The sequence below is a fragment of the Mycobacterium sp. genome, assembly GCF_019243155.1.
In the GTDB taxonomy this organism is placed as follows: Bacteria; Actinomycetota; Actinomycetes; order Mycobacteriales; family Mycobacteriaceae; genus Mycobacterium.
The window spans coordinates 1-20,629 of record NZ_JAFAUS010000252.1 but is presented as its reverse complement, the minus strand read 5'-3'; the positions used below and the strand labels follow the sequence as shown (position 1 = coordinate 20,629).

General features: G+C 66.7%; 13 protein-coding genes, 1 pseudogene and 1 riboswitch. Of the genes and pseudogenes, 9 read left to right on the top strand and 5 right to left on the bottom strand.

The window, feature by feature from the left end:
- The coding region (locus JOZ00_RS12465; RefSeq protein WP_293344249.1) for an NADP-dependent isocitrate dehydrogenase at positions 1–1,784 on the bottom strand (1,784 nt) is incomplete at its 3' end.
- Between the two features lie 147 nt (positions 1,785–1,931).
- Positions 1,932–2,048, top strand: a riboswitch (SAM riboswitch).
- Positions 2,049–2,217: 169 nt separating this feature from the next.
- On the opposite strand from JOZ00_RS12465, the gene JOZ00_RS12460 reads away from it, so the two are divergent.
- The 3 genes from JOZ00_RS12460 to JOZ00_RS12450 are packed head-to-tail and all read left to right on the top strand — an operon-like array spanning position 2,218 to position 5,489.
- Positions 2,218–3,594: a bifunctional o-acetylhomoserine/o-acetylserine sulfhydrylase gene (locus tag JOZ00_RS12460; protein WP_293344247.1), complete on the top strand. Its 1,377-nt coding sequence runs from the start codon at positions 2,218–2,220 to the stop codon at positions 3,592–3,594.
- 12 nt (positions 3,595–3,606) lie between these two features.
- Positions 3,607–4,755: a homoserine O-acetyltransferase gene (locus tag JOZ00_RS12455; protein ID WP_293344245.1), complete on the top strand. Its 1,149-nt coding sequence runs from the start codon at positions 3,607–3,609 to the stop codon at positions 4,753–4,755.
- Positions 4,755–5,489, top strand: a complete 735-nt coding sequence (locus JOZ00_RS12450; protein WP_293344253.1) for a class I SAM-dependent methyltransferase — start codon at positions 4,755–4,757, stop codon at positions 5,487–5,489. Before JOZ00_RS12455 ends, JOZ00_RS12450 begins: the two co-directional genes overlap by 1 nt.
- Here JOZ00_RS12450 and JOZ00_RS12445 read toward each other — a convergent pair.
- Complete coding sequence (locus tag JOZ00_RS12445) at positions 5,450–7,402, bottom strand: APC family permease (RefSeq protein WP_293344251.1); 1,953 nt, start codon at positions 7,400–7,402, stop codon at positions 5,450–5,452. The genes JOZ00_RS12450 and JOZ00_RS12445 overlap by 40 nt on opposite strands.
- Before the next feature lie 122 nt (positions 7,403–7,524).
- Positions 7,525–9,447 (bottom strand): annotated as a pseudogene (locus JOZ00_RS12440) (APC family permease); the annotation flags it as partial.
- Between the two features lie 643 nt (positions 9,448–10,090).
- On the opposite strand from JOZ00_RS12440, the gene JOZ00_RS12435 reads away from it, so the two are divergent.
- The 3 genes from JOZ00_RS12435 to JOZ00_RS12425 all read left to right on the top strand — a co-directional run bounded on the left by JOZ00_RS12435 (position 10,091) and on the right by JOZ00_RS12425 (position 14,051).
- A complete protein-coding gene (locus JOZ00_RS12435; protein ID WP_293344243.1) occupies positions 10,091–11,872 on the top strand; it encodes an NAD-binding protein in 1,782 nt (593 codons plus the stop codon).
- 18 nt (positions 11,873–11,890) lie between these two features.
- Positions 11,891–13,171, top strand: coding sequence for a PPE domain-containing protein (locus JOZ00_RS12430; protein WP_293344241.1), 1,281 nt, complete (start codon positions 11,891–11,893; stop codon positions 13,169–13,171).
- Between the two features lie 328 nt (positions 13,172–13,499).
- A complete protein-coding gene (locus JOZ00_RS12425) occupies positions 13,500–14,051 on the top strand; it encodes a DUF732 domain-containing protein (RefSeq protein WP_293344239.1) in 552 nt (183 codons plus the stop codon).
- On the opposite strand, the gene JOZ00_RS12420 is transcribed toward JOZ00_RS12425, so the two are convergent.
- Positions 14,048–14,329: a DUF3017 domain-containing protein gene (locus tag JOZ00_RS12420; protein WP_293344237.1), complete on the bottom strand. Its 282-nt coding sequence runs from the start codon at positions 14,327–14,329 to the stop codon at positions 14,048–14,050. The genes JOZ00_RS12425 and JOZ00_RS12420 overlap by 4 nt on opposite strands.
- Positions 14,326–15,171, bottom strand: a complete 846-nt coding sequence (locus JOZ00_RS12415; RefSeq protein WP_293344235.1) for a bifunctional methylenetetrahydrofolate dehydrogenase/methenyltetrahydrofolate cyclohydrolase — start codon at positions 15,169–15,171, stop codon at positions 14,326–14,328. Before JOZ00_RS12415 ends, JOZ00_RS12420 begins: the two co-directional genes overlap by 4 nt.
- Before the next feature lie 94 nt (positions 15,172–15,265).
- On the opposite strand from JOZ00_RS12415, the gene JOZ00_RS12410 reads away from it, so the two are divergent.
- From JOZ00_RS12410 to JOZ00_RS12400, 3 genes are all read left to right on the top strand, one after another.
- Complete coding sequence (locus JOZ00_RS12410) at positions 15,266–16,471, top strand: NADH:flavin oxidoreductase (protein ID WP_293344233.1); 1,206 nt, start codon at positions 15,266–15,268, stop codon at positions 16,469–16,471.
- A gap of 87 nt (positions 16,472–16,558) precedes the next feature.
- Entirely contained in the window at positions 16,559–19,192 is a 2,634-nt protein-coding gene (locus JOZ00_RS12405; RefSeq protein WP_293344231.1) for an FHA domain-containing protein, read from the top strand.
- A 27-nt stretch (positions 19,193–19,219) separates the two neighbouring features.
- Positions 19,220–20,629 (top strand): FHA domain-containing protein (locus JOZ00_RS12400; protein ID WP_293344229.1); only part of this gene is annotated, 1,410 nt, incomplete at its 3' end.

Here is a 20,629-nt window from a genome sequence, read left to right as displayed (position 1 = left end):
TGATGGACGTGCTTGGGCGCCGAACCGCCCGCTCCGGTTTCATACATTCCGCCGCCGGCCATCAACGGCACGATGGACAGCATCTTGGCGCTGGTGCCCAGCTCGAGAATCGGGAACAGGTCGGTGAGGTAGTCGCGCAAGATGTTTCCGGTGGCGCCGATGGTGTCCTGCCCGCGCATTGCGCGCTCGATTGTGTGGCGCATGGCCCGCTCCTGCGACATGATCTGGATGTCGAGGCCCTCGGTGTCGTGGTCGGCCAGGTAGGCGTTCACCTTCTTGCGCAGTTCGTTCTCGTGCGGGCGCTCCTGGTCCAGCCAGAACACCACCGGCATGCCCGAGTTCCTCGCCCGTGTGACGGCCAGCTTGACCCAGTCGCGGATCGGTTCGTCCCGCACGATCGGCATACGCCAGATGTCGCCCTCTTCGACGTTCTGCGTCAGCAGCACTTCCCCGGTGTCGAGGTCGACGATGTTGGCGACGCCGTCCTCGGGAATCTCGAAAGTCTTGTCGTGCGAGCCGTACTCCTCGGCCTGCTGCGCCATCAGCCCGACGTTGGGGACGGTGCCCATGGTCGCCGGGTCGAACGCGCCGTGGGTCTTACAGAAGTTGATGATCTCTTGGTAGATACGGGAAAACGTCGACTCGGGGTTGACGGCCTTGGTGTCCTTCTGCCGCCCGTCGGCGCCCCACATCTTGCCGCCGGCGCGGATCATCGCGGGCATCGACGCGTCCACGATCACGTCGCTCGGCGAGTGAAAGTTGGTGATGCCCTTGGCCGAATCGACCATCGCCAGCTCGGGCCGGTGCTCGTGGCAGGCGTGCAGATCGCGAATGATCTCGTCGCGCTGCGACGCGGGCAGCGACTCGATCTTGTTGTAGAGATCGGACAGCCCGTTATTGACGTCGACGCCGAGCTCGTCGAAGAGCGCCCCGTGCTTGGCAAAGGCGTCCTTGTAGAAGATCTTCACGGCGTGGCCGAAGACGATGGGGTGCGAGACCTTCATCATCGTCGCCTTGACGTGCAGCGAGAACATCACACCGGTCTCGTAGGCGTCCTGCATCTGTTCCTCGTAGAACTCAACCAGGGCCTTCTTGCTCATGAACATGCTGTCGATGACGTCGCCGTTGCGCAGCGACACCATGGGCTTGAGCACAATCGCCTTGCCGCTCTTGGTCTCCAGCTCCATCTTCACGTTGCAGGAGCGGTCCAAGGTCATCGACTTCTCACCGTGGTAGAAGTCGCCGTGCCGCATGGTCGCGACGTGCGTGCGCGACGCCTGCGACCAGTCCCCCATGCTGTGCGGGTGCTTGCGCGCGTACTCCTTGACGGCCTTGGGTGCGCGCCGGTCCGAGTTGCCTTGCCGCAGCACCGGGTTGACTGCGCTGCCAAGGCATTTGGCGTAGCGGTCGCGGATTTCCTTGTCCTCGTCGGTCTTCGGGCTGTGCGGGAAGTCGGGGATCTTGAACCCCTTGCCCTGCAGCTCCTTGATCGCGGCGATGAGCTGCGGTACCGAGGCGCTGATGTTGGGCAGCTTGATGATGTTGGTGTCGGCCTGCTTCGCCAGCCGGCCCAGCTCCCCGAGATTGTCGGGAACCCGCTGTTCCTCGGTCAGGTCTTCGGGGAACTCGGCGAGGATCCGGGCGGCCACGGAGATGTCGCTGGTCTTGATCTTGATGCCGGCCGGCTCGGCGAACGCTCGCACGATCGGCAGGAACGCGTAGGTCGCCAGCAACGGCGCCTCGTCGGTAAGCGTGTAGATGACGGTCGGCTGTTCGGCGCTCACGGTCCCTCTCCCGGGTGAATCGGTCAGATACTGGGGGGCTCAGCGTTCCCGTCGCCACGTTATCAGCGGCGTTTGAGCAGGTGTCGACCTGCACGTTGCTGAGGCAGGGTTGACGCCGGGGCGGCGTAGTAAGATAACCTTCGTATTGGTCATGAGCGCCAGCGACAAGCCCCGGCTTGCTGGCCGGCAACCCTCCAACCGCGGTGGGGTGCCCCGGGTGATGACCAGGTCTAGTAGCCACAGGCTGCGCGGCAAGCGCGGGTCCGCCATAACGGACCCCTGACTAGAGGGGAAAACGTGATGTGCATCTGTCCAACTCCTTCGGGCCGGATAACTCCCCGGATAACTCCTTTGTGTTGCGACGCGTGTCGTTGCTAGCTCGCGCGCAGTCCCGGTATCCGATTCGCCCAGTTCGAGCAGAAAGCAACCCAACGTGAGCCCCGATAACGGCACTACCAGCAACGACACGGATCCGAGCGAGTTCTGGTCCTTCGAGACCAAGCAGGTGCACGCCGGCCAGCATCCAGACCCGGCGACCAATGCCCGTGCCCTGCCGATCTACCAGACCACGTCGTACACCTTCGACGACACCACCCATGCCGCCGCCCTGTTCGGGCTCGAGGTGCCGGGCAACATCTACACCCGGATCGGCAACCCGACCACCGATGTCGTCGAGCAACGCATCGCGGCACTCGAGGGCGGGGTCGCCGCGCTGTTCCTGAGCTCGGGTCAGGCCGCTGAGACGTTCGCCATATTGAACCTCGCATGTGCCGGGGATCACATCGTCTCCAGCCCGCGGCTGTACGGCGGGACCTACAACCTGTTCCACTACTCGCTGGCCAAGCTCGGCATCGACGTCAGCTTCGTCGACGACCCCGACGACCTGGATTCGTGGCAGACCGCGGTCCGACCGAACACCAAGGCGTTCTTCGCGGAGACCATCTCGAACCCGCAGATCGACGTGCTGGACATCCCCGGGGTCGCCGAGGTCGCCCACGCGAACGGCATTCCGCTGATCGTCGACAACACGATCGCCACGCCGTACCTCATCCAGCCGTTCAAGCACGGCGCCGACATCGTGGTGCACTCGGCAACCAAGTACCTGGGCGGGCACGGCTCCGCGATCGCCGGCGTGATCGTCGACGGCGGCACTTTCGACTGGACGCAGGGCCGCTTCCCCGGTTTCACCACGCCCGACCCGAGCTACCACGGCGTGGTGTTCGCTGAGCTCGGACCGCCCGCCTATGCGCTCAAAGCGCGGGTGCAGCTACTCCGCGACCTCGGGTCGGCCGCCTCGCCGTTCAACGCGTTTTTGGTGGCCCAGGGCATCGAAACGCTGAGCCTGCGGGTCGAACGCCACGTCGCCAACGCGCAGCGGGTTGCCGAGTACCTCGAGGGTCACGACGGAGTCCTGTCGGTCAACTACGCGGGGCTGCCCAGTTCGCCGTGGCACCAGCGGGCAAAGGAGCTGGCGCCCAAGGGAACCGGAGCGGTGCTGGCGTTCGAGCTGGCCGGCGGCATCGACGCCGGCAGGGCGTTCGTCAACGCGCTGAAACTGCACAGCCATGTCGCCAACATCGGCGACGTGCGCTCCCTGGTGATCCACCCCGCGTCGACCACGCACGCTCAACTGAGCCCCGAGGAGCAGGTGAGCACCGGCGTCACACCGGGGCTGGTACGACTGGCCGTCGGCATCGAGAACATCGACGACATCCTGGCCGACCTGGAGCTCGGTTTCGAAGCCGCGCGCAAATACGGTGCGACCGCGAAGGCGGCCGGCACCGACCCGCAAGCCGTGGCTGCGTTCTAGGGGAACTCGGCCATGACGATCTTCGACGTTCCCACCCAGACGTTGCCCGAAGAAGGCGAACTCGGTTTCGTCGACATCGGCTCGCTGGTCACCGAGAGCGGTGCCGTGATCGACGACGTCTGCATCGCGATCCAGCGTTGGGGCGAGTTGTCGCCGACGCGGGACAACGTGGTGGTGGTGCTACACGCGCTGACCGGTGACTCGCACGTCACGGGGCCCGCCGGACCCGGGCACCCCACGCCCGGCTGGTGGGACGGGGTGATCGGACCGGGCGCGCCGATCGACACCAACCGCTGGTGCGCGGTGGCCACCAACGTGCTGGGCGGTTGCCGCGGTTCCACCGGTCCGAGCTCGCTGGCCCGCGACGGAAAGCCTTGGGGCTCACGGTTTCCGATGATCTCCGTGCGTGATCAAGTGGGTGCCGACATCGCCGCGCTGGCCGCGCTGGGCATCAACGATGTCGCCGCGGTGGTCGGTGGATCCATGGGCGGCGCAAGGGCTTTGGAGTGGATGGTGAGTCATCCGTCCCGGGTGCGGGCCGGGTTGCTGCTGGCGGTCGGGGCGCGCGCCACCGCGGACCAGATCGGCACCCAGACCACGCAGATCGCGGCGATCAAGGCCGACCCCAACTGGCAGGGCGGCGACTACCACGGCACCGGGAGCGAACCGGAGGCCGGGCTGGCGATTGCCCGCCGCTTCGCCCACCTGACCTATCGCGGTGAGGTCGAACTCGACACCCGCTTCGCCAACGACAAGCAGGACGACTTACAGAAGGACGGCGAACCGGCGGACGGTGACCGCTACGCGGTGCAGAGCTACCTAGAACACCAGGGCAACAAGCTGTTGGCCCGCTTCGACGCGGGCAGCTACGTCGTGTTGACCGAGGCGCTGAACAGTCACGACGTCGGCCGGGGCCGCGGTGGGGTGCGAAAAGCGTTGCGCCGCTGCCCGGTTCCCGCAGTGGTCGGCGGCATCACCTCCGACCGGCTCTACCCGCTGCGCCTGCAGGAGGAGCTGGCCGAGCTGCTGCCGGGTTGCGCCGGCCTACAGGTCGTCGACTCCATCTGCGGACATGACGGATTCCTGGTGGAATCCGATGCGGTCGGTGACCTGATCCGCAAGACGCTGGTTTTGGCCGAGAGTGAAGGCGCATGTCGATAGTGGCCGGCACCAAGCACGACCGCTCCCTGTCGTTCGGCTCGGCTGCCGCCGCCTACGAGCGTGGCCGCCCGTCCTACCCGCCGGAGGCGATCGACTGGTTGTTGCCGGTCGGGGCGCGCCAGGTGCTCGACCTGGGCGCGGGCACCGGCAAGCTGACGACCCGGTTGGTGGAACGCGGCCTGGACGTGGTGGCCGTCGACCCGATTCCCGACATGCTGGAGGTGCTGCGCACCTCCCTGCCGGAAACCCGCGCCCTGCTGGGCACCGCGGAAGAGATTCCGTTGGAGGACAACAGCGTTGATGTCGTGCTGGTCGCACAGGCCTGGCACTGGATGGACGCTGAGCGTGCGATCCCCGAGGTGGCCCGCGTGCTGCGGCCCGGCGGGCGGCTCGGCCTGGTGTGGAACACCCGCGACGAACGGCTCGGCTGGGTACGCGAACTGGGCCAAATCATCGGAAGCGACGGCGACGGTGGCCGTGTGCAAGTCCAGCTGCCCGAACCGTTCACCGACGTGGCTCGTCACCAAGTCGAGTGGACGAGTTACCTTACGCCGCAGGCGTTGATCGACCTGGTGGCCTCGCGAAGTTACTGCATCACCTCACCGGCCGAGGTCCGCACGCAGACCCTCGATCAGGTGCGTCGACTGCTGTCCACCCATCCGGCGCTGGCGAACTCGAACGGACTCGCGTTGCCCTACGTGACCGTGTGCACGCGGGCGACGCTGGCCGCCTGAAGCGGCTCAAGGCCTTTCGGGGCGATCCGCGCTATCCGCGACTCGATGTCATACGGCACGATGATCGCGGTGGCGTTGCGCACCCGGCTGACGGCGCGGGCCATCTTGTCCGCGGTGCGGTCGTGCAGCAATCGCCCCAGTAGCGGCGAATAGGTTCGCCGCGGCAGCAGCACGGTCACCCTGGTGTCGTCGTGGTCGTTGAGCACCCGCACCACCAACTCGTGGGCGGCCCGGCTCAGGTGGCGGTCCGGGCAGTTGATCAGCCACAGCGGCGTGTTGTGCTCGAAGACATCCCAGCGCTCGCGCAGGCGCACACCATGATCGACGTCGATCACGAAGTGCACCGCGGTCAGCTCGTCGGCGTGCAGGCCGTATCCGAGGCGCAGGGCCTCGATTTCGGCAAGGTCGATCGAATCCACGAACACCAGCACCTGCAGTCGCGGGTGCCGGGCCACGTCGAGATCGTCGGTGTGCGACATTTCCAGAACCGAAGCCTCGGCGCGGTATTGCCGGTTGAGTCGCATCAACGCGAACACCAGCAGCGGGAACACCACGACGATGAGCCACGCCCCCTCGGTGAACTTGGCCACGGCGAAGATTCCGACGACGATCGCCGACGAGATCCCGGCCGACGCGTTGACCGCGAGCTTGACTCGCCAGCCCGAACCACGGTGAGTCAGCTGGTGTTTGGCCATGCCGAAGCCGGCCATCGCGAATCCGGTGAATACCCCGATCGCGAAGAACGGCACCAGCGCGTTCACCGACGCCTCGGTAAGGATGAGCAGCGCAATGGCGAGCACGGTCAGGGTGAGGACGCCGTTGGAGAACACCAGCCGGTGGCCCCGCTTGGTCAGGGGGCGCGGCAGGAAACGGTCCTCGGCAACGAAACTGGCCAGGGACGGAAACCCGTTGAAGCTGGTGTTGCAACCCGTGAAGAGGATCGCCGCGGTGGACGCCTGCACCAGGAAGTACAGGGCGTTGCCGATCATCCCGTGCCCGAAGACCGCCCGGGCGATCTCGGACAACATCGAGGGATACTCGTCGACATAGGGCGCGGCGTGGGTGACGTGCGCCAGCCAGGCCACACCCGCCAGCAAGAACCCGAGGATGCACGCCATCACCGTGAGCACCCGGCGGGCGTTGACGCCCTCCGGCTTCTGAAAGACGTTGATGGTGTTGGAAATCGCCTCCACGCCGGTCAGCGACGTGCCGCCGTTGGCGAACGCGCGCAACACGATCAGGACCGTCGCACCCATCATCAGCCCGCTCCCCTGGTGAACCGGCACCGCCCCCGCGATGTGGGCTGGGTCGTATTTTGGTAAGCCCCAGATCATTTCGCGAACGAATCCGGTCAGGATGGTCACCGCGATCATGGCGACGAAGGCGTAGGTCGTCATCGCGAACATCCGGCCAGAGCGTCGCAAGCCGCGCAGGTTGGCCAGGCAGATGAGCACCACCGCGGCCAGGGTGATCTCCAGGTGGTACGGACGCAGGGCCGGAATCGCCGAGACCACGGCGACCGTGGCGGCCGCAGGCTGCACCGCCACCGTGACCACGTAGTCGATCAGCAGCGCCGCCGCGGCGACTTGGGCCACCCGCGGACCGAAGTTCTCCCGCGCCACCGTGTATGCGCCGCCGGACCGCGTATAAGCCATCACAACCTGGCGGTACGACGCGGTCACCAGAACCAGGATCACCAAAATGACCGCGGTGATCGGCAGCAACAACCAGAACGCGGCCATCCCGGCGGCCGGCAGCAGCTCGACCATGATCTGCTCGGGACCATAGGCGGTCGACGAGATCGCATCTGGTGAGAGCGCGCCCAGTGCAACGGGATTCGACAGCCTCTCGGAGTCCAACTGGTCCGTGGTCAGCGGCCTTCCCAGCAAGACTCGCTTGCACTTATCGGTCATCGAGAGCGGTATTGCGGCACTCGGTTGCGTCACAACGCACCCCTTTCTCGAGGGTATTCAAATGTCTTGGATTCAGGACAGGCCGATGCCTGCGTCCCTCAGCCCGCCCGGGACACCTGCGCGATGCGGGACTCGATGTCATAGGGCACGATCTGCGCTGCCGCGCCCGGAATGCGGCTGACGGCGCGGGCGATCTTGTCCGCCGTGCGGTCGTGCAGCAGCCGGCCGACGAGTGGCGAATACGTTCGGCGCGGCAACAGCACGGTCGCCTTGGTGTCGGGATGGTCGCTGAGTACCCGCAGGACCAACTCGTGCGCCGCCCGGCCGAGGTGGCGATCCGGACAGTCGACCAGCCGCAGCGCGGTGTCGTGTTCGAACATCTCCCAACGCTTTTGCAGCCGGGCGGCGTGCTGGCCGTCGATCACGAAATGCACGACGGTGAGTTCGTCGGCGTGCAGCCCGTTTCCGTACCGCAGCGCCTCGACCTCGGCGAGGTCGATGGAATCGACGAAGACGAAGACCCGGTGGCGGGTGTATCGGGCCAGGACGGGACGTTCATCGCGCGCCATCTCCAAAACCGATGCCTCGGCCCGATATTGCCGGTTCAACCGCATCAGGGCCAGCACCAAGAGCGGGAAGACGATGACGATGAGCCAGGCGCCTTCGCTGAACTTGGCCACCGCGAAGATCCCCACCACGATCGTGGACAGGATCCCCGCGGACAGGTTCACCGCCGTCCTGCGCCGCCAGCCCCGCTCACGGTGGGTCAGCTGATGCTTGGTCATGCCGTAACCCGCCATCGAGAACCCGGTGAACACGCCGATCGCGTAGAACGGCACCAGCGCGTCGACCGAGCCGCCGGTGATGACGAGCAGCGCCACGGCGAGCACGGTCAGGGCGATGATGCCGTTGGAGAACACCAGGCGGTGACCCCGCTTCATCAGCGGCCGCGGCAGGAATTGGTCCCCGGCAACGAAACTCGCCAACGCGGGGAAGCCATTGAAGCTGGTGTTGCCGCCGGTGTAGAGGATCGCCGCGGTGGACGCCTGCACCAGGAAATACAGGACGTTGCCGATCACACCATGGCCGAAGACCGCCCGGGCGATCTCGGACAACATTGAGGGGTACCCGTCAACGTAAGGCACGGCGCGGGTGGCGTACGCGAGCCAGGCCACGCCCGCCAGCAGGAACGCGAGGATGCACGCCATCACGGTCATCACCCGGCGGGCGTTTTGGCCCTCGGGCTTGCGGAAGCTGGTGACCGTGTTCGAGATGGCCTCGACCCCCGTCAGCGACGAACCGCCATTGGCGAACGCGCGCAACACGATCAGGACAGTAGCACCCATGATCAGGCCGTTGCCGTGATGCACCGGCACCGCCCCGGCGATGTGCGTCGGATCGTAGACCGGCAGCGTTCCAAAGAGTTGACGGGCGACGCCGACGACGATCGTGAGCGAGACCATCGCCACGAAAGCGTAGGTGGGCAGGGCGAAACGGGCTCCCGCCTCTTTGAGACCGCGAAGGTTGGCGAAGCACATCAGCAGCACGACGCCCACGGTGATCTCCAGGCTGTACGGGCCGAGCACGGGGATGGCCGAGACCACCGCGACCGTCCCGGCGGCACATTGCACGGCGACAGTGACCACGTAGTCGATCAGCAACGCCGCCGCGGCGACCTGAGCCACCCGCGGACCGAAGTTCTCCCGCGCGACCACGTACGAGCCGCCGGACCGCGTATAGGCCATCACAACCTGGCGGTACGACGCCGCCACCAACACCAGGATCAACAGGATCACCCCGGTGATCGGCAACAACAATGCGAACGCGGCCATCCCGGCCGCGGGCAACAGCTCGATCATGATCTGCTCGGAACCGTAGGCGGTCGAGGAGATCGCATCCGGTGAGAGCACGCCGAGCGCAACGGGGTTCGACAGCCGCTCGTGTTCCAGCTCGTCCGTGATCAACGGTTTTCCGAGGAGGCCTCGCTTACACACATCGGAGAAGGTTGACCAAGCCCGATGCCCGTCGGCCTGTCCGTCAGCCAAAGATGTTGTCACAAACCATATTCCTTACCCCCAGGGTCGCCAAGCTCGCCAAAGCCTAGCCGCCGCAATTCCGCTTGTCCCTACTCATTAATTGCCGAAAGTCAAAAGCCACAGGAAATTACCAGCGAATTTGCCAGCACCTTCCCAGATGGTTGACGTGGGCGTAACAAAGGAGCCCGATGGTTAACCTAAATGACGCAACTGGTGATTTCCTGTGCACTGGCGACACATTTCCCCAAAGCCGTTGTGATAAAGGACACTTGCTGATAGGCCGCCTCTCCGTGTTGGCCGTCCTACCTGGTCAGCACGACGTACGGAACGTCAGATCAGTTGTACTGCAATCGCTTCGAACTGCCTAAAGCGTCGCGACCTGGCTGTATTTAGCACAAGCAATGATTGTGCAAATTAGATTATGTTGTGGCTCAAGTAATTAACTATCGGCAATGAAGGCTGAGGACCACTCGCTATGGCTCATGGGCCGCGCATTCGACTTCGCAGTATCTCGAACCTGCTGTTAACCTTGTGAGGAGTTCTCCATTTGCTTGGAACAGCGCGACACCAGCTTCGGCAAGATGCGTCTGCCCCGCCACGTCTCTTGGAGTATCAAAATCCCGTCCAATCTTCAGCGGAGGAGCCGTATCTCATGAACCAGTGCGTCATCGTCAGCGGTGATGACGCGCTAGCGACGACGATCATCGAGGAGTTGAAGAAGGCGGGCGCGAGCGTCACCACACTTCCCGGTGCTGAAGTCGCCGGCACCCGCGTCAAAACCGAACTCGAAAAAGCCGGAGTCGCTCGCGCGGCGGCGGTCGTCTGCGCGGGCAACGACGACGCAACCAACCTCGAAATCGCGCTGCTCGCAAGGAAAGCCAACCCCAACATCCGGGTGGTCGCCCGAGTGGCCAATGACGTGCTGCGCGAAGCGGTCGCCGTTGACGACGGGCCCAGCTCGATCCTCGGCGTAGCCGAGCTCGCGGCGTCGGCGGTCCTTGAGGCCTGCCTGGCCCGCACCACGCACCCCTTCGACGCGGCCGGTCTGGAGTTCGTCGTCTTCGGTGCGGAGGCGCCGTACGACGCGACGCTGCGCGAAATCTACGGTGACCTTGCCCCCGTCGCAATGGTCCACGGCGAGGACAGCGTCACCCCGGGCGAGGTGGTGGTGTGCCCGGGCCGGGATCAGCGAGTGAGCGCCGGCGACTGGATGTCGATGATCGGCACTACCGAGGAGTTGGCCGCCTGCGGGGTCAAGGTTCCGCGCCAGACCAGAACGCGCTCACGCCAAACCCGTTGGCACCGATTAGTCGACGCCGCGCGCACTCTGCCTAATGAGGTGAACCCGGCGTTCTATCCGGTGATCGTCGCCCTGATCATTTTGATAATCGGCTCAACGACATTGTTGCACTTCGCCTATCGGCATCCCGGGATGTCGTGGATCGACGCGTTCTATTTCACCAACGAGACGATCACGACGACGGGGTACGGCGACTTCAGCTTCGCCAAACAGCCGACGTGGCTGCGGATCTATGCCGCGCTGCTGATGCTGAGCGGCGTCACCACCACCGCGCTGCTGGTCGCGTTCGTGGCCGATGTGCTGCTGTCGCGCCGGTTCGTATGGTCGTCCGGGCGTCCGCGCGCGCGCCACCTGCGCAATCACATCATCGTGGTGGGACTCAGCGCGTTGGGGATTCGCGTCGTCAGCGATCTGATCGCGGCCGGACACGACGTTGCGGTCATCGAACGTGACCAGAACAACCCCTTCTTGTCGACGACCGCCGAACTCGACGTACCGGTGATCTTCGGGGATGCGACGCTGCGCCAGACGCTGGAAGCTGCCCGCGTCTCCACCGCTCGCGCCGTGGCCGTGCTGACCCGCGACGACATGGTCAACATCGAGACCGGGATCGTGCTTCGCGAGATGCTGGCGTCCCAGGAGGCGCCCGGCGGCAACCGGTGGGGCGAGGTCCCACTGGTGTTGCGGGTGTACGACCACGACCTGGGATCCGCGGTCGCCCAACGCTTCGGATTCGTCAACGTGCGCTCCACCGTGGAACTGGCCGCGCCGTGGTTCATCGGCGCCGCGATGGGACTGCAGGTGCTGGGAACGTTCTCGGTCGGAAACCGATCGTTCTTGGTCGGCGGGATGCATGTTCAGGCCGGCAGCGAACTCGACGGCCTGCAGATGTTCGAAGTGTCGACGCAGACCCGTGTCATCGCGATCACCAGAGAAGACGCGCCGGTCGACCTGCACCCGCGCCGCGATGCCCGACTCTGCGCCGGAGACACCGTCTATCTCGTCGGCCCATATCGAGAACTGTTGGCCACCTTGCGCAAAGGACAACCTCCCGCGCGGCCGGTTGCCGATGACATGGATACCGCTACAGAAAACTGGCGGGAATACCAAGAGCTGAACGCGAAATTGGCGTAGCCGTTCAGGATTCGGGGAATGAATTTTGCGACGCTGCCGCCGGAAGTCAATTCCGGCCGCATGTATGCCGGACCGGGCTCGGGCCCGATGCTTGCCGCGGCAGCGGCCTGGGAAACGCTTGCCGCGGAACTGCATTCGACGGCGAGCTCGTACGGGTCGGTGATCTCGGCTCTCACCGGCGGGCCGTGGCTGGGTCCGTCATCGGCGACCATGGCGGCGGCCGGCGCTTCCTACGTGGCCTGGATGAGCGGCACCGCCGCCCAGGTCGAGCAGACCGCGAGCCAGGCCAGGGCGGCGGCCGCGGCCTACGAAGCGGCGTTCGCGGCCACGGTGCCGCCACCCGAGGTCGCGGCCAACCGCACCCAGCTGATGTCGCTGATAGCGACGAATCTGTTGGGGCAGAACACTCCTGCGATCGCGGCCACGGAGGCCCAGTACGGCGAGATGTGGGCGCAGGACGCTGTTGCGATGTACGGATATGCGGGCTCGTCGGCGGAGGCCACGCAGGTGACGCCGTTCAGCCCACCGCAGCAGAACACCAATTCGGGCGGGGAAGCCGCCCAGGCCAACGCGGTGGCCCAGGCCGGCGAGGTGCCGGCGGGATCGGTGAGCAGCGCGACGTCCGCGCTCGGTGTGACGTCGCCGTTGGACCTGGCGGACCTGGGGGCTGACGGGATCGCGTACGGTCTCGATGCCCCGATGGCCCCGCTGAGCGCGGTATCCCTTCCCATCGACCTCATCGGCGCGCAGACCGGTATCCACACCGATGACATTGTCAGCGACTGGGATGCGGCGGGAACCATGCCGGCCGTGGCGGTCCAGACGACGATGCCGGGGGCAGCGCCGGCAACCGCGAACGTGGTCAGGCCCATGGTATCGGCGGGTGTGGGCGAGGCGGACGCGATCGGACCGCTGTCGGTGCCGCCCAACTGGACCGCGGCGACACCGGCGGTACGCCCGATCGCGCTGGCCCTACCGGCGGCGCCCGCCGCCGGCGCACCGCAGGCGATGGCGCCCGGTTTGGGAAGCTCGTTCGGCGAGATGGCTCTGGCCGGCACCGCCGGGCGTGCCATCCGCGATAGCTTCGGCGCGCGCGGTCGGCCGCCGGGCGGCGCGGATCCTGTTGAGCTGCGGGCGGTTAGCGCCGCGGCCCCAAGCGTCAAGGACGAACAGGCAGAGCCGCGCACCGTGGTGACGGGAATCGCCGCCGAAATCCGCGATATGGCCCGGTTGCGCGACGAGGGTCTGATCTCGGACGAGGAGTACACCGACCAGCGGAACCGCTTGCTCGGCCGATGACCGGGTCAAAGTTCAGTCCGGAGAATATGATTCGATTGGGATCGTACGGCGTGAGATCATGGGCGGTATTGCCAGACATTTCGCACCCGGAAATCGCGGCGCCGTCACGCAAGTCGGATCACAGAGTGGAGTCGATCCACCGGCGGCCGACAGGTGGCCGAATCCGGTTGAGCAGCCTAATAATCGACGGTCCGGCCGCAACGTCCCAGCGAAACGCTTCTTGTGCGAACCTTTATCCCACCGTGTCGTAAACGTAACAGTGATAGCTCAGAGTTCCTATGGTGATTCGAGTGCGCCGCCGTGCACTCCAAACGGAGGGGATGCTGGCATGAAAGCACTGGAACGGACACTGGATCGCACTCAGAGCTGGGTCTGGCTGTTTCGCCATCAGCCCCTGACCATCCGACTGCTGGCCGTGGCGGCCGGCCTGCTCACCATGGCCACGACGTTCGCGGCGCCCGCCGAAGCGGACAACCCCGACGACAACTTCATCGACGCGCTCAACCACGCCGGGATCGACTTCGGCGAGCCCGGGAACGCGATGTCCGTGGGCCAGGAAATCTGCCCCATGCTCGCCAAGCCGGGCGGTAGCTTCGCGACCGTCGCATCCAGCGTCGCCGGCCGGGGCATGTCGCCGCGGATGGCCGGATTGTTCACCACCATCGCGATACAGACGTACTGCCCCGAGGAGATGGCGAACATCGCCAGCGGCAACCTGTCCGCCGCGATGCCCCCGGGAATGCCGGGTATGGCCGGGCAGATACCCGGAATGCCAGGACAGATCCCCGGAATGCCAGGACAGATGCCCGGCATGGCGGGGCAGATCCCCGGGCTGACAAGGCAAGTCCCGCAAGGGGCGGGGCAACTCCCGGGTTTCTAGCCGGTGCCCAGCGGGTCGATGGTCGAGGCGATGTAAACCATCGCGGCCCCAACCGTCGCGGTGGTCACGAAGTCGACGCCCTTCCTGCGCACCACCAACAGGCCGGCCCGCTCGACGGGCAACACCAGCCGCAGCGTTGCCGCGACCCCGACGCCGATACCGATCAGCAGCGAACCGCGGCGCCAGAAGTTAGCCCCTACCAGCACCATGGCCGCCAGAAATATCAAGCCCACCAACAGAATCGGCCATTGGGCCCGGATCACGGACCGCGCGCTCATTGCCGCTCGGCGAGCTCGACGACGTTGGTCAACAGAAAGGCACGGGTCAACGGACCGACGCCGCCGGGATTCGGTGAGATGTGGCCCGCGACATCCCAGACGTCCGGGTGCACGTCGCCGGTGAGCTTGCCGTCGACCCGGCTGACGCCCACGTCGATGACGGCGGCGCCGGGGCGCACCATGTCGGCGGTCAGCAGATGCGGCACACCCACGCCGGCGACGATGATGTCGGCCTGCCTGGTGAGGGCGGGCAGATCGCGAGTTCCGGTGTGGCACAACGTCACTGTGGCGTTCTCCGAACGACGGGTCAGCAACAGGCCCAGCGGGCGACCGACCGTGACGCCGCGGCCGATGACGACGACATGCGCCCCGGCGATCTCGACGTCGTATCGCCGCAGCAGGTGAACGATGCCGCGCGGGGTGCAGGGCAGAGGGGCCGGGTCCATCAGCACCAGCCGGCCCAGGTTGGTCGGATGCAGCCCGTCGGCGTCCTTGTCCGGGTCCACGCGCTCAAGCGCCGCGTTCTCGTCGAGGTGCTTGGGCAGTGGCAACTGCACGATGTAACCGGTGCACTCCGGATTGGCGTTGAGCTCGTCGATGGTCTCGTTGAGCGTCTCGGTGCTGATGTCGGCGGGCAGGTCACGACGGATCGACGTGATACCCACCTTCGCGCAGTCGGCGTGCTTGCCGCGGACATACGCCTGCGACCCCGGGTCGTCGCCGACCAGGATGGTGCCCAGCCCGGGTGTGCGGCCCGACGCGGTCAGTGCCGCCACCCGTTTCGTCAGATCGACGAAGATCTCGTCGCGGGTGGCCTTGCCGTCCAGTGTGATTGCGCCCACGCCTGACAGTCTTCCATGCCCCGGGCTGCGCTCGATGTCGGCGACCCGCTGCGCCCGGCTTCGCCGCGCTTGCGATCGCCGATACGCTGCTGACATGCCCGAAACACCCGATGTGTTCAGCCCCGCAAAGCTCGGGCCGATCACGCTGCGCAACCGGACCATCAAATCCGCCACCTTCGAAGCGCGCACGCCCAACGCGCTGGTGACCGACGACCTGATCGAGTACCACCGGTTGCCGGCAGCGGGTGGGGTGGGCATGACGACCGTCGCCTACTGCGCCGTCTCCCAAGGTGGCCGCACGGAGGGCAACGGGATCTGGATGCGACCGGAGGCGGTGCCCGGGTTCCGCCGGCTCACCGACGCGATCCACGCCGAGGGTGCGGCGGTGAGCGCGCAGATCGGCCACGCCGGTCCGGTGGCGAACGCCAAGTCCAACAAGGCCACCGCGCTGGCGCCGGTGCGGTTCTTCAACCCGATCGGGATGCGGTTCGCCAAGAAGGCGACCCGCGACGACATCGACAACGTCATCGCCGCGCACGCCAACGCCGCCCGGTTGGCCATCGAAGCAGGCTTCGACGCCGTCGAAATCCATCTGGGCCACAACTATCTGGCGAGCTCCTTCCTGTCGCCATTGATCAACCGCCGCACCGACGAGTTCGGCGGGTCGCTGGAAAACAGGGCGAAGCTCGCCCGCGCAATGGTGATGGCCGTTCGCCGGGCGGTGGAAAAGGAAGGCACGCCGATCGCGGTCACCGCGAAGCTGAACATGGCCGACGGCGTTCGCGGCGGCATCAGCACGGAGGAATCGCTTACCACCGCCAAGTGGCTGCAGGACGATGGCGGCCTGGATGCGATCGAACTCACAGCGGGCAGCTCACTGGTGAACCCGATGTACCTGTTCCGTGGCGACGCACCGCTCAAGGAGTTCGCCGGCGCGTTCAAGCCGCCGCTGCGCTGGGGCATGCGCATGACGGGCAAGAAGTTCCTGCGCGAGTACCCCTACCGCGAGGCCTACCTGCTTCGCGACGCCAAGCTGTTCCGATCCGAGCTGACGATGCCGCTGATCCTGCTCGGCGGCATCACCAATCGGGAGACCATGGACCTGGCGATGGCCGAGGGATTCGACTTCGTGGCGATGGGCCGCGCGCTGCTGGCGGAGCCCGACCTGATCAACCGAATCGTTGCCGACGGGGCCGCGCACAGCGTGCATTCGGCGTGCACGCATTGCAACAAATGCATGCCCACGATCTACAGCCGAACCCGCTGCGTGGTGACCGGCGCGCCCGACGCCGTCCACTGACGGAGCACACCGAAAAGCGGCCTGGGCGAAGGCGCGCCATCGCGCGCAGCCCGGTGTTTGCCAGGTCTGCAGGCTAGAGTTGTGGCGATGTCCGCACCAGCCCCGCCAGCGTTAACCGTCCGTCACGAAGGATCGGAACGCACCTTTGCAGCGGGTCATGACGTGGTGGTCGGGCGCGATCTCCGCGCCGACATGCGGATCACCCACCCCCTGATCTCGCGCGCTCACTTATTGCTGCGATTCGACCAGGGCAGATGGCTGGCCATCGACAACGGTTCGCTGAATGGAACCTTCGTCAACGGCCGTCGGGTGCCGGTGGTCGAGATCCACGACGGCCAGATCGTCAACATTGGAAATCCGGACGGACCGCAGCTGGTGTTCGATGTCGGCCGCCACCAGGGCATGGCGGGGCGCCCGCCCAGGACAGAATCGATGGGCATTCCGGCCGCGGCGCAGCAGGCCGGCATGGCCTGGTCGCAGGCGCCCGCGCCACCGGCCCCGCCGCTCGCCGCTCCGCCCGGTCCCCCGCCCGGGCGCACGCCGAACTGGGCGGCACCACCCCGGCGACCCGCTCCCGCCGCACCTGTTCCAAGGTCCGCACCCCCAGGCCAACCCATGTACGCCAGCGGGGGCCGGCCACCGGCCTATCCGCCCAGCGCGCCGCCGCCAACGGTCATGCCACCGCCGGCGACTCCGCACACCCAGATGGCGCCCGCGTCGTCCAAGCCGCCCGAGGTGGCGAACCTGGCGACGAAGATGTTCCAGGCACTGCTGCCCTCGCGGTCCGGCGCGATCCAGAAGCCGGCCGGTTCGCAGACGATCGGCCGCGCCACCGACAACGACATCGTCATCCAGGACGTGCTGGCGTCACGCCACCATGCGTTTTTGACCCAGACCCCGCTGGGCACCGAGATCCGCGACGCCCACAGCGTGAACGGGACCTTCGTCAACGGCGTCCGGGTGGGCTCCGCGGTGCTGACCGAGGGCGACGTGGTCACCATCGGAAACGTCGACTTGGTGTTCACCCGCGACACCCTGATCCGGCGGACCGAAGCCGCGACGCGCTCCGGCGGCCTGGAGGTCAACTCCGTCTGCTACACCGTCGACCACGGCAAGCAGCTCCTCGACCACATCTCGCTGACCGCGCGGCCGGGGACGCTGACCGCCATCATCGGCGGGTCCGGCGCCGGCAAGACCACCCTGTCGCGGCTGATCGTCGGCTACACCAACCCGACGGCCGGCAACGTGACCTTCGAGGGCCACAACATCCACACCGAGTACGCGTCGATGCGCAGCAGGATCGGGATGGTCCCGCAGGACGACGTCGTGCACCGCCAGCTCACCGTCAACCAGGCCCTGAACTACGCCGCCGAGCTGCGGCTGCCGCCCGACACCAGCAAAGACGAACGCGCTCGGGTCGTCGCCCAGGTGCTCGAAGAGCTCGACATGACCGAGCACGCCGACACCAGGGTCGACAAACTCTCCGGCGGGCAGCGCAAGCGCGCCTCGGTGGCACTCGAGCTGCTGACCCAACCGTCGCTGCTGCTGCTCGACGAGCCGACCTCGGGTCTGGACCCCGCGCTGGACCGTCAGGTCATGCTGATGCTGCGCCAGTTGGCGGACGCGGGCCGCGTGGTGCTGGTGGTCACGCACTCGGTGTCCTACCTGGACGTCTGCGACCAGATCCTGCTGATCGCACCCGGCGGCAAGACCGCGTTCTGCGGGCCACCCGACCAGGTCGAGGGCGCCATGGGCACCCGGAACTGGGCCGACATCTTCGCCAAGGTGGGCGCCGACCCGGACGAGGCCAACCGTCGCTTCAAGGAGCGCAACCGCACAACGTCGCAGCCGCCCGCTCCGGAGAGTCCGGCGGATCTGGGCGAACCGCCGAGAACCGACCTGTTCCGGCAGCTGTCCACGATTGCGCGCCGCCAGGTCCGCCTCGTGATCTCCGACCGGGGCTACACCATCTTCCTGGCGATCCTGCCGTTCCTGATCGGGGCGCTGTCGCTGACGGTGAAGGGTCCGCATCCCGGCCTCGGCCCCGCCGACCCGATGGGCCCCGCCCCGACGCAGCCGCAGTACATCATGGTGCTGCTGAACATCGGCGCCGTCTTCATGGGCACCGCGCTGACGATCCGCGACCTGATCGGCGAGCGCCCGATCTTCCGGCGAGAACAGGCCGTCGGCCTGTCCACCACCGCCTACCTGCTCGCGAAGATCTCGGTGTTCTGCGTGTTCGCGACCGCTCAGGCCGCGATCGCGACCATCATCGTGCGGCTGGGCAAGGGCGCGCCGACGGCACACCCCCAGTTCTTCGGCAACTCCACCTTCTCGCTGTTCGTCACCGTGGCGGGTACGTGTATCGCGTCGGCGATGCTCGGCCTGCTGCTGTCGGCCCTCGCGCAGTCCAACGAACAGATCATGCCGCTGCTGGTCGTGTCGATCATGTCCCAGCTGGTGTTCTCCAGCGGCATGATCCCCGTCTACCAGCGCTTCGGGCTCGAGGAGCTGGCCTGGCTGACCCCCGCCCGCTGGGGCTACGCCGCGGGCGCGTCCTCGATCGACTTCCCGTCGCTGGTGAAGGTCAAGCAGATACCGACCAACGACCCGATTTGGCAGCACTCCAAACACATCTTCGTGTTCGACATGGCGATGCTCACGCTGTTGTCGATCGGCTACACCGCCATCGTCCGATGGCACATCCGGCTCAAACGCTAGGCCGGAACACCGGGGGCACTTCATCTGATGACTCGACCTGCGCAGCCTTTGCTGACGGTTCGGTCCGACCGCACCGAGGGCAGCTTCGCGGCGGCCGGCCACGACATAGTCGTCGGCAGTGACGTGCGCGCCGACCTGCGCGTCGCGCACCCGCTGATCGCTCGCGCACACGTGCTGCTGCGGTTCGACCAGGGCAAATGGACTGCGGTCGACAACAACTCACTGAACGGGGTCTTCCTCCGCGGTCAGCGGGTCTCCGCAGTGGACATCCAGGACGGCCAGACCATCAACATCGGCAAGCCCGACGGTCCGCGGCTCACCTTCGAGGTCGGTCACCACACCGGGAACGTCGGCCGGCTCCCGCCGAGGAGCGGATCGACGCCGGTGCCGGGATCACCCACCGGTGCCGCACCGGTGGGCGGATCGCGCAGCGGTGCCGCACCGGTGCGCCGGTGGCCCACCCAGCGCCCCGCACCGCCTCCCCCCCAGCGGCGACCGCCCGTCAAGGCTCCGCCGCCGCACCCGCTGGGAGACCCGCAGCGCGCGACCGCCGTTCCCATCGTCCGGCCCGACTCCTCGACGCGGGCCGTCCCGCAGTCGGCGCAGGAGCTGAAACCACCCAGCCAGCTGGGCACGAGCAGCGGCGACGCCGCCGAGTTCCCGACCACGTGGGTCAAGGCGCAGGGCCCGGAATCCGCCCGCCAGCCGTCGGCCGGACGTGCGGCATGGATCGGTCGGTCTCTCAACAACGACATCGTCATCCACGACGTGCTGGTGTCGCGCCATCACGCGTTCTTGAACCCGACGCCCGCGGGCACCGAGATCCGCGACGCGAACAGCATCAACGGAACCTTCGTCAACGGGGTCAGGGTCGGGTCGGCGCTGCTGACCGACGGCGACGTGGTCACGATCGGCAACCTCGACCTGGTGTTCACCGGCGGCATGCTGGTGCGCCGCCAGGAGGCGGCGACCCGCACCGGTGGGCTGGAGGTGCGCGAGGTCGACTTCAACGTCAACGAGAAACGGCTGCTGGAGCGGGTCTCGCTGACCGCCCGCCCGGGCACGCTGACCGCGCTCATCGGCGGATCGGGCGCGGGCAAGACCACGCTGTCGCGGCTGATCGCCGGATACGCCACGCCGACGTCGGGCTCGGTCACGTTCGAAGGCCACAACATTCACACCGAGTACGCGTCGCTGCGCACCAGGATCGGCATGGTTCCCCAGGACGACGTGGTGCACCGCCAGCTCACCATCAACCAGGCGCTCGGCTACGCCGCCGAGCTGCGGCTGCCGCCCGACACCAGCAAGGCCGACCGGGAGCAGGTTGTCGCGCAGGTGCTCGAGGAACTCGAGCTGACCAAGCACGCCGAGACGCGCGTCGACAAGCTCTCCGGCGGGCAGCGCAAGCGCGCGTCGGTGGCCCTCGAGCTCCTGACC

What these genes read in the sequence shown, in the direction of transcription:
- JOZ00_RS12455 (WP_293344245.1), top strand. Translation starts at nt 3,607, where the DNA reads ATGACGATCTTCGACGTTCCCACCCAGACGTTGCCCGAAGAAGGCGAA.
- JOZ00_RS12445 (WP_293344251.1), bottom strand. Translation starts at nt 7,402, where the DNA reads ATGACCGATAAGTGCAAGCGAGTCTTGCTGGGAAGGCCGCTGACCACG.
- JOZ00_RS12435 (WP_293344243.1), top strand. Translation starts at nt 10,091, where the DNA reads ATGAACCAGTGCGTCATCGTCAGCGGTGATGACGCGCTAGCGACGACG.
- JOZ00_RS12430 (WP_293344241.1), top strand. Translation starts at nt 11,891, where the DNA reads ATGAATTTTGCGACGCTGCCGCCGGAAGTCAATTCCGGCCGCATGTAT.
- JOZ00_RS12425 (WP_293344239.1), top strand. Translation starts at nt 13,500, where the DNA reads ATGAAAGCACTGGAACGGACACTGGATCGCACTCAGAGCTGGGTCTGG.
- JOZ00_RS12420 (WP_293344237.1), bottom strand. Translation starts at nt 14,329, where the DNA reads ATGAGCGCGCGGTCCGTGATCCGGGCCCAATGGCCGATTCTGTTGGTG.
- JOZ00_RS12410 (WP_293344233.1), top strand. Translation starts at nt 15,266, where the DNA reads ATGCCCGAAACACCCGATGTGTTCAGCCCCGCAAAGCTCGGGCCGATC.
- JOZ00_RS12405 (WP_293344231.1), top strand. Translation starts at nt 16,559, where the DNA reads ATGTCCGCACCAGCCCCGCCAGCGTTAACCGTCCGTCACGAAGGATCG.